This window comes from Cytobacillus sp. Bva_UNVM-123, from assembly GCF_046351715.2.
In the GTDB taxonomy this organism is placed as follows: Bacteria; Bacillota; Bacilli; order Bacillales; family Cytobacillaceae; genus Cytobacillus.
The window spans coordinates 3,248,656-3,261,623 of sequence record NZ_CM177772.1 but is presented as its reverse complement, the minus strand read 5'-3'; the positions used below and the strand labels follow the sequence as shown (position 1 = coordinate 3,261,623).

Here is a 12,968-nt window from a genome sequence, read left to right as displayed (position 1 = left end):
TATGATCTTGAAAAACAGGCAGACAATGTAACAATCATTGTCTCAAAGCTTTTCTTCATCTAAAAAAGGCATCTCAAATCCGTTAACGCCGGAAACACGTTTAGGTTTGCCTAACCGCTCATAAGGTAGGTTCAATCGTTAAGTGGACGGTGAAGTCTTTCAGCCGCTGAACTTCACTCTCTTTTGTCATTAACTATTTACTGGCCTTATTCATCGCATTTTCAGTCATACAATTTGTCAATGTTAAATGTTAATTGTGATTATGGATGATGACATGTATGTTTGTCAAGGGTGAATTATTAAAAAAAACTGAAAATAGGTGAAAAACTAATCTTTTTATGAATAAAACATTTTCAAATCTCTAAATGGCTTTTGAGTTCATTTTGAATTCGCTTTTTTTCTCCATCTGAAACGATAAAATAATAAATACTATTCATTTTTTTATCGCTTCCCTCGATAGATATTTGGGATATTTGTTTGGCTGCTGCTCGATAGTTTCTTTGAATATCGACCATTTCATCAAACTGTAGGTTTGTTTTTATATTATTACCTAATGCACTAAAAATCGTACGGTAATTAGTCAAAGACGAAAGACTAGCTCCTTCTTTAATAATTGCCTGAATAATTTGGCGCTGCCTTAATTGACGCCCAAAATCTCCTCTAGCATCTTCGTATCTCATTCTAGAGAAAGTGAGAGCTTTTGCTCCATTTAAAGTTATTTCACCTTTTGGAAAATGTGTACCATCTGAAGTAAAGTCAAGATCATTATTTACGGTAACTCCACCGACTGCATCCACAATTTCTTTAAAGCCCTCCATGTTTATTTTCATATAGTAATCAATAGGTATATCTAAGAAATTTTCCATTGTAGCCATAGCCATTTCGACTCCGCCGAATGCGTAAGCATGATTAATTTTATCTTCTTTATTGTAGCCTATTATTTCCGTTCGTGTATCACGTGGAATACTCAGCATTTTAATCGAGTTTTGATCGGGATTAATGGTTAAGATAATGATCGTATCTGAACGTCCTCGATCTCCTTTACGCTCATCTACTCCAAGGATGAGCACAGAAAAAGGCTCTTTTTTTGTTAAAGTTATTTCCTCAACTCTCTTTTCAGATATTTTTCTTTCAAGTGGTTCATGCATCGTCTCCACTGTAGTCGTTAATGATTTATAAATCGTATACCCGTAAACGGCCGTACTTATAACAATTAATAGTAAAGTAATGAATATGGCTCGGAGCCAAATCGTTCTCTTCTTTTTTGCTTTCATTTGCATGGTCCCCCAATGAATAACAAATCAATATTTTATATAGGATAACACATGTTCTTTAAAAAGAACAACTGTATAAGAAATTTAATTTTGCTTTTATGTTAAGTATAAGTATCTTGGAATATATTTCAAGATATTGAAGTTTTACTCAATATTTTACTTGGAGAAAATTATGTGAAAATAATGACAATTGAGCGAAAAAACGGTAAACTTTGTTTATCATATTCATTTAAGAGAAATACGATAATATACAATTAGTGTATCATTAATAGGTTATACGAACTCTTAAATCAAGTATGCTCGATTTATATTAATATAATGTTTTTGAGGAGTTGAAAAATGTTGCAGTGGAAAGATGGTATAGCAAAATTAATCATACCGACTCCTTTTCCTGTCGGTGATGTAAATGTATATGTTGTAAAAGGTGATAGACTAACACTTATCGATGTAGGTCCAAAAACGGATATCGCATGGGATGCATTGAACAGACAGTTAAAAGACTTGAAATTATCTGTAGAAGATATTGAACAAGTCGTGCTCACACATCACCACCCTGATCATGCAGGCTTATTGGACTATTTCTCAGCTAATTTAGAGGTGTACGGCCATCGATTGAACGACAGATGGCTGAGCAGGTCAGAGGCTTTTTTAACTGAACATGATGAGTTTTATCGTGAACTTTTTTATGAATGTGGTATTCCTGAACAATATTTTTTCCTCATTAGTGCACTGAAAAAGACGTTGCGCTACACATGCAATCGTTCTCTTACTGGGGAATTGAAGGAGGGAGATTCTCCAATTGGCCTAGGAAATTGGACAGTTATTGAAACGCCAGGTCATGCACAAAGCCATATCGGATTATTTCGGGAAAAGGACGGTGTTTTTGTCGGCGGTGACCATCTTCTTGCTCATATTTCACCTAATCCGCTCTTGGAGCCTCCTCTACATGGAACAAAAGAACGTCCGAGACCGCAACTGCAGTATAATGAATCTTTAAAAAAGTTGAAACAACTTCCGATTCAATATGTTTATTCAGGGCATGGTGAGGAGATTTACCAAGTTAATGAACTGATAGAAAGAAGACTTATTCGTCAACATGAACGAGCAATGCAAGTAAAGAGATGGCTTGAAGTGGAGGCACTTACTGTCTTTGAGATTTGCAAACGATTATTTCCTGCTGTATATAAGAAGGAACTTTCGCTAACCATTTCAGAAACAATCGCTCAGCTTGATTATTTGTTGCAGCTAGGGGAAATTAAGGTAGATAAGACGAATGAAGCATTTTTGTATACGGCTACATTGTGAAAATGAGGTGAGACCGTGGCACATGATTTATCTGGTAAAAATATTATCATAACGGGGGCTTCTGGAGGAATTGGCGCGGAAATGGCTACTTTTTGTGCAGAAAGAGGGGGAAATCTTATCTTACTTGCTCGAAATCTTGAAAAGCTAAACCAACTCAAAGTAGTTCTTGAGAATCGCTTTCAAGTGAAGGTCAGCGTACATAAACTCGATGTTTCCGATTCAAATGAAGTGGAGGCTATTTTTTCGACGATTCTCACCGAATTTGACCAAATTGACGTCCTGATAAACAACGCTGGTTTTGGTATTTTTAAGGAAGCGTCTGAGGCGAGTATGGATGAGATAAAAGGGATGTTTGCTGTGAATGTTGTTGGTTTAATGGCTTGTACTAGAATGATATTACCAAAAATGAAAGAGCAAAAAAACGGACATATTATTAACATTGCCTCTCAAGCTGGAAAAATTGCGACACCTAAATCAAGTGTGTATTCAGCAACAAAGCATGCTGTTCTTGGTTATACGAATAGCCTGAGATTGGAGCTTTCCAAGTATAATATATATGTGACAGCTGTAAATCCAGGTCCAATTGAAACGAATTTCTTTGACATTGCTGATGAAAAAGGAACATATGTCAAAAACGTGAAAAAATTTATGCTAAAACCGGAGTATGTTGCAAAAAAAGTAGTTGATGCTATGCTGACACCTACTCGTGAAATTAATTTGCCTCACTGGATGAATGCAGGAAGTATTGTATATGCGCTTTTTCCCTCTTTATTTGAGCGTCTCGGAAGAAGGGCATTTGAGAAAAAATAACGAATAATCGATGTAAGCTATTTTTATATTGAATAGCTTACTTTTTTTCTTTATAATAATGATAATCATTCTCGGTAAAGGGATGTAGATTGTGCAGGGAAGTCCATCAGTCTTAACTGAAGGACTTCTTTTTTAGGTTATACAAAGAACTTAGTTAAGAATAATTATCAATTGCAATGAAATGATGCTGAAATTCGAAAGGAATTGGTTAAAAGTGAAATTGGATAATGGGCAGATTCTTCTTTGGAACGAAGTAATGGTAAAAGTTCTTGACGTTCGCCATGTAAAAATGATGCCTGGTGAAAATCTTAGTCAATATCGAATTCCTGCAAGTATGTTTCTATTCTCAATACGTGGAAGTGCTCAAGTACAGTTAGAGCGAACAGAATATTTGTTAACAGGATTTCAACTACTACATAGTGGAAAAGGAACCAAGATCAATATCAAAAAAATTTCATACAAGGATCGAAAATAAAATCCGTATAACCGTATTAATATCCGTTAATTGGTGGAAAGGAGCATACGAGGAATATTAAACTAACCATGTTTTTAAATGATAATGGCTATCGATATAAGGAAGGATGATTTCATCTAAAAAATAATGTCAATTAATCTAGCTAACACTCAGTAAGGAGGGAAGACAAATGAGAAATTTTTGGATGTTTGTTACAACGGGGATGTTATTGATTGTAACAACGACAGGGTTTGCACGTATGGCATATGGCATTATCTTACCTTTTATGCAACAGGGGCTTTCACTGTCTACAACACAGTCCGGGTTATTAGGAACAGTACTCTTCCTTGGCTATTTACTAACGGTAGGGCTTTCAGGAATGCTAACAATACGTATTGGTGCAAAGAATGTACTGTTAGTTGGAGGGAGCTGTGTCATTTTAGGCTTGAGTGGTCTTGTATTCGTTACAAGCTTCTGGCGGGCTGCTATCACATTATTCTTGGCAGGAGCTGGAAGTGCGCTTGTTTATACTCCGCTGCTGTCCATAGCCGTTAGCCTGTATCCGAAGAAACGAGGAACCGTGATGGGACTGTTAATGAGCGGTGCAGGTATTGGAATGCTATTATCAGGTCTACTCGTACCATTTATGCTGCAGAAATTTCCTGAGCTAGGCTGGCGAGGAGCATGGTTAATTTTCGCGATAATGACAATTATAGTTGTGTTGTTAGCATTTTTTGTGATAAAACAACCACGAGTTGTTGCTGAAAAGGATACTACACAGGAAAAAACAACTACTTGGCGAAGTAAGGAGTTGTATATGATTGCAGTTATGTATTTCGCAGTTGGGCTTGTTTACCTTATTCCTAATTTATATCAAACAAGCTATATGAGGGAACTCGGTATTTCAACAGCAACAGCGGGCACCATTTATGCGATTGCGGGGATTGTTTCCATAGGAGGAGCTCCATTTTGGGGAATGCTCGCTGATAAAATCGGTGTAAAAAAAGCATTGATGGGGGCATTACTGTTATCAGTTGTCGGAGATTTACTTCCCATTACGTTAGAAAATATTGGAGGGTTTATACTTTCTTCCATCATATGGGGCTCCTCACTCGGTGGGGTTCTTGTCCTCATTCAAATGAAGGCTAGCCAGCAGGTGTCAACGAAATATGTAGCATCTGCAATTGGTTTCATTTCTATTTTCTATGCGATTGGTCAGATGATAGGACCGGGGTTAGCAGGCTGGCTTATTGAGTACGTAGGAGGATTTGAAATGGCTTATGGTTTTGGCGCTGTCGTTTTCTTTTTCACGCTGCTATTGTCAACAGTTCTTAAGGCAGAAATTGTGCAGGAGCAATAATTCTATAGCTTAAAGTAAATTCGTTTGCTATACTTTGATTAGTTATTGATAATCGTTCTCAATAAAGAGCTAAAGGATGGTGATAACCTCAATGAAAGTTGATTTTCATCAAAATTTTAATCATTTTTATCATGCATTAGAAATACTGGGGCCAAAGGAAGCACAACAGGAATATATGGTTTTTCAATCAAAGGAAAAGGCTGGCACCATTTATCGTCTTAGCCCACGTCAAGATTTGGAAGTGATCGTTTCTGATTACTCTTTTCATAAAGAACATAAACTGGATATGTTAACAACAAAGCCTATGGTAGAGATTAGCTTCTGTCTACAAGGAACAAGGGGTGTTCATATTTCCGATTGTGTCTATGAAATAACTGCTGGGACATGCTCGTTGCAATTCATTGAAGAAGTAGAGGCTAGTTTTTTATTTAATAGAAATGAATCTTATCAAATGGTTGGCATTGGGATACCAGTCTCAACCTTTGATCATTATATGAATAAAATAGAAGGCAACGGAGAGAGCTCCATGAATTTTCAAGATGTTCTTAATGGAGTATCCTATCGCTTGTTTCAGGAAAAAATCAATTCTATAGATACTCTCATTCTCAAACAAATGCTGAATGCTATTACTGCTAAAAAAATGACTAATTTAGAGCTTGAATGTACAGTTTTACAGCTCTTAGCAAGAACCTTTCGAACTTTTCTTAGCCAACCAATCAATCAAACAGAATTTTCAATTAGCGATAGGGCAAAAATACGTCAAGCACAGGCCATTATTATTGAAAATATGATAAACCCACCGTCATTAATTGAATTGTCTCGTTTAATTGGATTAAATGATTATAAATTAAAAAAGGGCTTTAAGGAAATGTTTGGTACAACGGTATTTGGCTATTTACGTGAAAAGCGTCTCGAGAAGGCAAGATATTTATTACAAGATGGTTCAATGAATGTAACAGAGGTTGCCAATGCAGTCGGTTATTCCAACCCTAGTTATTTTGCTGAGGCGTTTAAAAGGAAGTTCGGCACGAATCCTAAAGAAGTATTAAGGAAGTTTTCTCAACAATTTACCGAGGGGAATAATCTATGAAAAGTGTGGAAATCATTTAAATCAAAATTGTAAATAATTAAAGCTGCTTGCTAGTTTTAATTCTAGATAGCCAGCTTTTTTGGATAGAAGAATTATATAAGGGACGCTTCGTTCTTCCTTACTTCTTATGGTCAATGACTAAGCCTTTTTCTTGAACATAACAGCAGCCCTTCATTAATAGAAGAGCTGCTGTTAGAAGCAATAAAAGATTAATGTACTCGAATGCTTTCGTAAATGTCTTCGTTATAATGAACCCTCGTGTGTTTAGATTCCAATCGTTCAAATTCAACAGTCTGATCAATCGTTTCTTCAAGCCACCAGTTTCTCAATTCATAATAAATATAGTTAAACACGAGCAATCCCTCCATATTCTTAGGAATGATGTAAACTCATACTCATATTGTGAAATATTTCACAATATGAGTATATCATGAAAGTCCAATTTTCAATAGCTATTTGAATGATTTTCATAAAGTTGTCATTTTCGTATTGCAGCTAACTTTATATATTGAGAGCTCAAAAGTATAAAAAAGAGTAAAAAAAATGTATTGAGCTTACTGAATCTTTTAAGATATGATAAGTTTTGTTATAAAGATAATGATAATCATTTTCAATTAATAACAATTGAAAACTATTTTATAGGAGTGAATGGTATGAGTAAACAAATGAAAAGAAAGGCAATTTGCTTATTAATGGCTCTACTTATTATTATCGGTGGGGTAGTTGGCTGCAGTAATAATGCTAGTAAAAATGTAGATAAAGAAGTAAAGCAGACTGAAAAAGAGGAAGAAAAGAAATTGGATAGTAATTCGAGAATTGTTACAGATGAATTTGGAGAAGTAGAAATTCCGACTAAGCCACAAAGGGTAGCAGCAATTTATTTAGAAGACTATCTTAAAGCATTAGAAGTTGAGCCAGTTGTTCAGTGGTATCATCCACTTTGGGGAAAACAGGATCATCTTAAACTTGATGCTCCTGAATTTGATGTGACAGGGAGTATTGAATTTTTACTTGATAAGAAGCCAGATTTAATTATCGTCGATGGTGCAGCTGATGCAGCTAAGTATGAACAATTTTCTAAAATAGCACCAACTTACCGTCTACCAGAGGAAATTTTGGACAATCCAATTGAAATAACAAAAACAATTGCTGATATTTTAGGGAAAAAAGAAAAAGCAGATGAAGTAGTGAAAGCATATGAGGAGAAAATAGCTGATGCGAAAGCGAAATTACATGAAGCAATCGGTGATGAAACAGTAGCTGTCGTTCGTTTGAACATTGGTGACAATACATTAGCATTATTCGGAGTTAAGAACAGATATATCGGCAATATTTATCATGAGCTTGGTTTAACACCACACCCATTTGCGGCGAATATGAAAGAGTTTCATGAGCTTTTATCAGAGGAAGTGCTTATGGAACTGGATGCAGATCACATTATATTATTCCCATCGAACGGAGAGTGGAATTCAGAAGAGAACAAAGCATCAGTAGAATATTTAGAAAACTCAATATGGCAATCAGTTCCGGCAGTGAAGAAAGGAAATGTACATATCGTTGATCGGACATACTGGCAATCTGGAGCCATTACGGCGAATATGATGAAAACTGATGATCTATTAAAAATATTTGTGAAATAAAAATAAAAGTAAGCTATTTTCTATTGAATAGCTTACTTTTTTGCTTTAAAATAATGATAATCATTCTCAATTGAAGGTGAGGAATTGTGCAGAAAATAAAATCAGGAACGAATAGTCATTTATTTCATTACAAATTACAAAGTATCCGGTATATTCAATCGAATATTAATAACAGTGAAATAATATGTCAAAGTGATTACCTTATGTTCATTATTAAGAGCGGCACTGGGAAAATTACTATTGGTAATGTAGTACACTCGCTAAAAATGGGCTGTGGATTTATTATCGGGTGCGATGAAGCCTTTATGATCCAAGATGAGGAGAATATAAGTTTTTATCAGCTAAATATAAAGGAAATGGAATACGGACAAAGTAAGAAAGTCAGTCCATTAGCTCGATCTAAAGGTGAAATAAATTGTACACCCCATTCTATTTGCCTTGAGCTAGTAGAAGCCATTTACAAACAATTTGATATAGAAAATGAACTCATCCAATATCACAATTATATTAAGCTTCAGGAATTGCTTTTATTTATTTTTAAACAAAATCAGTTGTCGACATTGGAGAGGGATGCTGTTAAAGATTTAGAGGACTCCATCGAATATTTAAAGCAAAACTATCAACAAAATTTAACTGTTGATACACTGGCAGAAATGACCAAAACGAGCAGGCGGCAATATGTGAAGCTATTTAAAAAACAAACAGGACAAGTACCAAGCCAATATTTAAATCAAATACGAATCGAGAAGGCAAAGGAATTATTGATAATGACTAATAATAAGCTGCATACGGTTGCTGAAAATATTGGCTATAGTAATGAATATTATTTTAATCGAAGATTTAAGCAGTCTGTTGGAATTACCCCTGGGCAGTATCGGCGCAATCATCAAAAAAATATAAAGGTGTTTGCCCCATTTTTAGAAGACTTTTTATTAGCACTTGGCATTACACCAGTTGCCCAAAGCTTCCATAGTGGATGGGGAAAACAAAATTATTTGAATCTGTTGCAAACACCAATTGTTGATATTGCAGCAAAAGATTATTTGACATTATCAAGCTTTAAGCCCGATCTCATCATGATTGAGGACGGTATGGAGCGTTGGGTTTCAATTGCTCAGTATGAACGGTTAGCACCAACGTACATACTGCCATATCCCGGGGAGCAATGGAGAATGATATTGCGAACCATTGCTGATCTTTTTGGGCATGACAGACAGGCTGAAACAATTATTGAGCAATATGAATCAAAAGCCTATGAATCAAAACAGCTTCTTCAAAATGTTGATGAAACGGTCGCTTGTTTACGTATTTCTGCACATAAAATTATTCTGTATGCAGGTCCTGATTATGGGTATACAGGTCCAATCTTATATAAAGATCTCGGCTTAAAGTTGCCGATGAGTGTAAAACATTTAGCACCTCAAATAAGGAGAGCTGAGCTTTCATTAGAGGAATTGTCGCTGCTTGATGCTGAGCATTTATTCATTACACTTGATCGTGAAGGTCAAGAACAGATTACGTTATTTAATGAACCTGTGTGGCAAGATTTATCAGCTGTGAAGAAAAAGCAAGTATATGAAGTAGATTTTTTCACCTGGATGAATTATGGGGTATTGTCAAATTTAAAGAAAATTGATGATGTGATGAGCGTATTTGCGCAAAAAATAGCATGTATTTAAAAGCTAAACTTTGCTAATATTGAACAGCTCTTAGAAGAAGTCTTTCAGTCTTGTTTGAAAAAGGAAGGTCTCCTAATCATAGTCTTACTTTAGAAGTCAATAATTTATGATTCTATAGAAAAAATTGAAAGTTTAGCAATGGGGAAATTTTTAGGAAGAGAAAATAAACAATGATATAAGTAAAGGTGATATCTTGCTTTCTCAAACGTATTATCATCCCGTTCAAGTAACTAAATTAGAGGAAATTATAAATAATCATGAGGAAATGTCTTCATTGCCTTGCATTGTTGTTATATCTGATGGAACTGGGTTATGTACACTGAAAGGGGTGCAACACACGTTATCACGTGGATGTGTTGTACTTTGGCATAATGCAAAAGAATTGAATATATCTGAGTTGTCACATGTTAGACTTCGGGGAACGCTAATTCTATATCGTTGTTTCAAGAATGAACGTGCCAAGCCGTCCCAATTACAGCAGACTAAACTACTTTTGGACGGCTCTTACAGGATTATAAGTTTAGCAGTAGAGTTAGAAAAAATGTCTAAAGAATTCTTTAACAGTAATCCATTTCGGTTTCAAAAGTTATTTGCAGAACTACTAGAAGAGCTATATAACGGACTGGAAGACAATCAGCATAATGAATCTTGGATAGAGAGAGTACTGGATTATTTGGATATGCATTTTCATGAAGATTTAACACGTGAGTATTTGGCTGAACGAGCACAAGTAAGCCCGGAGCATTTTTCACGGGTTTTTCGCAAACATACAGGACATACATTTAGTGCTTATCTTACATTGCTACGGATTCGAGAATCACAGCAAAAACTGCTATATGACATGCCAAAATTAGATCAACTTGCTCATGAAGTTGGCTACAAAGAGGGAACTTATTTAAGTAGGAAATTTAAGCGGTTGGTGGGAATTTCGCCCACTGCCTATTACAATAAGCAAAAGCGTGTGGTTGCACTCAATACGAACCATACTGCATGTCTCCTTGCACTTGGCATTACACCTGAATTGGGTGTGTACTCACCTTGGTTAGAAGATATAAAGCAAGTTAGCCCAGTAAAGAAATTAAACAACTATGAACAAAATATAGCTTCTACCTATCAAAATATCGCTGCCGTTCACCCTGACTTAATTATTAACTACAATACAGCAAAGGAAAATAAGTCTTTACTTTCATTAGCGCCCGTATTTGGACTTCCTTTTATGCATATTAGCTGGCGAGAACAATTTCGTCTTATTGCAAATATTGTCGATAGAAAAGAGCAAGTGGAGGAATGGTTTAGTCATTATGATAAACGAATATTGATGTGTAACGAGTGGCTTGATCAACGACTAGGCATAAGAGGAACGGCTATTGTATGGGAAATTGGTACAGAAGCGGCTTATTGTATTAATAGCAGCTATGGAAGAGGAAGTCATATATTGTATGAAGATATGGGGTTTCAACGCCCTATCTCGGTGCTTAATCATAATATTGAAAAAAGTGGCTTTATTGAGAAAGAAATTGAAGCAATTATAGATTATCCAGCCGACTATATTTTTATCACAGCACTTCCTACGAGTAGTGTAGCCCAAAAACGGGTACATCATCTGTTTCAATCCAAGGCTTGGCAAAGTATGGAGGCTGTTCGGCAGAATCGAGTTTACATCATTAACCAATCTCATAAATTTTTTGGCTATGATCCTTTGTCCACGAAGGCACAGCTTCAAGAACTAATGAATGTACTAACATCATAAAAATGAAGAGTTGAATATCATTTCAGTGCATAGACAAGTTAAGCCCTCCATTTTACAATAATTAATGAGAATTATTATCAATTGTTATATTTGGAGGGTATCGAATTGCTTATACAACAATATCACTATAAAAAATTAAGTGTTGTACTATTTCTTTTTTTATTGCTAATGCTTACTGCGTGTGGAGAAGCAAATAGTACCTCGAAAACTAAAGAAAATGAAGAAACTGATGAAACGAGCATCACCAAAACGATTACGACAGTAAATGGAGAGATTGCGATTCCTGTACAACCGAAGCGTATTGTGGCCGAGGAATACATAGGAAGCCTAATTGTTTTAGATGCTATTCCGATCGGAGCTCCTGGACTAACGTTAAAAAATTATTATTTCAAAGATGTGTTAACAGGGATATCAGATATAGGTGATTACGGAGCTCCATCTACTGAAGGTATTCTTGCACTTAGACCAGATCTTATTATTACTGGAAATGGAGATAACTATGAGGTATTAAGTAAAATTGCACCTACAGTCGTTATCCCCTATGGTGAACTGAAAAATGCTCATGAAGAGTTAACTTATTTCGGTCAGTTGCTTGGTAAGGAGAAGGAAGCAAAGGCTTGGTTAGAGCAATATGATCAGAAGATTGCAGATGCGAAAGCAAAGGTTGATGCAGCAATTCCAGAAGATGCAAGCTTCTCTATTATGGAGTACACGGAAAAGAATACATATGTGTATGGTGATAATTTCGGTCGTGGTGGTCAGCCGATTTATCAAGCACTTAACCGCAAGCCGCCTGCTGCTATAGCAGATGAACTGATGGAGAAGCAATGGGCAGAGCTTTCAGAGGAATTGCTGGCTAGCTATGCGGGTGACTATATTATAATGACTTCTAACAGTCGGACAGTAGAAGATTTTAAATCAGATCCAATTTGGGGTAGTTTACCAGCAGTGAGAAATAATCGACTATATGTTTGGCCAGAAGAGCGCGCTTGGTATTATGATCCGACAGCGGTATTAGCACAGGTTGACGAATTAACTTCTTGGCTTACAAATCAAAAAAATAAAAAATAGCTTTCTTGTTTATAGGTGTGGTGAAGAACAACCGGGTGTTTCAGCTCGGCCCAGATCCGATTTCTCTAAAGCTTCAGTTTAAGGAACTAGCTAGAATGATCACTGAATGGGTAGGACCGGAGAGCTTCCAATTTAGCACAAGTTTTATTGATTACGATTATCATTTCAATGATTATTGAAGACCAATAATTGTTTTTTGGAAATAATAGCTTTTAAGATATATGTCCAAGCAGGAGCACTCCAAGTAAATATTCTCTAGTAAAGGCATCTCCATAATTCCATTTTCGTGAATCTACTAAATAAACAAAGCCATTTTTGACAGCAGGCAAGCTTTGCCAAAGTGAACTATTTATTCATTCTTCTGTAGCTAGTCGGGGAGTGCTCTTATTGTATTGAAAAAGGCAGTCAAAAAATGAAAATATGACTTATTGGAAAGCGCGGGTTTTTCTTTATAATAAAATATTCATTCCTCTATTGATAATTATCCCTAAGTATACTAAACTTTATAAAGGGAATGATTATCATTATCAATAAT

The 12,968-nt window shown here is 35.7% G+C and carries 11 protein-coding genes; 9 read left to right on the top strand and 2 right to left on the bottom strand.

Annotation, left to right across the window (positions count from 1 at the left end; all coding sequences use genetic code 11):
- Positions 1–353: 353 nt before the first annotated feature.
- Positions 354–1,280, bottom strand: a complete 927-nt coding sequence (tagU, locus tag KDN24_RS16775; RefSeq protein ID WP_409972407.1) for a polyisoprenyl-teichoic acid--peptidoglycan teichoic acid transferase TagU — start codon at positions 1,278–1,280, stop codon at positions 354–356.
- A 333-nt stretch (positions 1,281–1,613) separates the two neighbouring features.
- Between tagU and KDN24_RS16770 the strand changes: the two genes are divergently transcribed.
- The 5 genes from KDN24_RS16770 to KDN24_RS16750 all read left to right on the top strand — a co-directional run bounded on the left by KDN24_RS16770 (position 1,614) and on the right by KDN24_RS16750 (position 6,293).
- Positions 1,614–2,579 (top strand): MBL fold metallo-hydrolase, encoded by a 966-nt coding sequence (locus KDN24_RS16770; protein WP_409972408.1) that lies wholly within the window; start codon positions 1,614–1,616, stop codon positions 2,577–2,579.
- Positions 2,580–2,660: 81 nt separating this feature from the next.
- Positions 2,661–3,389, top strand: a complete 729-nt coding sequence (locus KDN24_RS16765; RefSeq protein WP_491348491.1) for an SDR family NAD(P)-dependent oxidoreductase — start codon at positions 2,661–2,663, stop codon at positions 3,387–3,389.
- A 214-nt stretch (positions 3,390–3,603) separates the two neighbouring features.
- Positions 3,604–3,864 carry a hypothetical protein gene (locus KDN24_RS16760; protein WP_409972410.1) on the top strand — a complete coding sequence of 87 codons (261 nt, stop codon included), beginning with the start codon at positions 3,604–3,606 and terminating at the stop codon, positions 3,862–3,864.
- Between the two features lie 169 nt (positions 3,865–4,033).
- The gene (locus tag KDN24_RS16755) at positions 4,034–5,203 is read left to right on the top strand and encodes an MFS transporter (protein WP_409972411.1); all 1,170 of its coding nucleotides are present in this window, start codon (positions 4,034–4,036) and stop codon (positions 5,201–5,203) included.
- A 91-nt stretch (positions 5,204–5,294) separates the two neighbouring features.
- Positions 5,295–6,293, top strand: a complete 999-nt coding sequence (locus tag KDN24_RS16750) for a helix-turn-helix domain-containing protein (protein WP_409972412.1) — start codon at positions 5,295–5,297, stop codon at positions 6,291–6,293.
- 209 nt (positions 6,294–6,502) lie between these two features.
- Here KDN24_RS16750 and KDN24_RS16745 read toward each other — a convergent pair whose 3' ends face one another.
- Positions 6,503–6,646 (bottom strand): hypothetical protein, encoded by a 144-nt coding sequence (locus tag KDN24_RS16745; protein ID WP_409972413.1) that lies wholly within the window; start codon positions 6,644–6,646, stop codon positions 6,503–6,505.
- A gap of 300 nt (positions 6,647–6,946) precedes the next feature.
- Between KDN24_RS16745 and KDN24_RS16740 the strand changes: the two genes are divergently transcribed.
- From KDN24_RS16740 to KDN24_RS16725, 4 genes are all read left to right on the top strand, one after another.
- Positions 6,947–7,933, top strand: a complete 987-nt coding sequence (locus KDN24_RS16740; protein WP_409972414.1) for an ABC transporter substrate-binding protein — start codon at positions 6,947–6,949, stop codon at positions 7,931–7,933.
- An 86-nt stretch (positions 7,934–8,019) separates the two neighbouring features.
- Positions 8,020–9,612 carry an AraC family transcriptional regulator gene (locus KDN24_RS16735; protein ID WP_409972415.1) on the top strand — a complete coding sequence of 531 codons (1,593 nt, stop codon included), beginning with the start codon at positions 8,020–8,022 and terminating at the stop codon, positions 9,610–9,612.
- A 193-nt stretch (positions 9,613–9,805) separates the two neighbouring features.
- Complete coding sequence (locus tag KDN24_RS16730; protein ID WP_409972416.1) at positions 9,806–11,362, top strand: ABC transporter substrate-binding protein; 1,557 nt, start codon at positions 9,806–9,808, stop codon at positions 11,360–11,362.
- Positions 11,363–11,461: 99 nt separating this feature from the next.
- Positions 11,462–12,433, top strand: a complete 972-nt coding sequence (locus tag KDN24_RS16725; protein WP_409972491.1) for an ABC transporter substrate-binding protein — start codon at positions 11,462–11,464, stop codon at positions 12,431–12,433.
- Positions 12,434–12,968 lie beyond the last annotated feature (535 nt).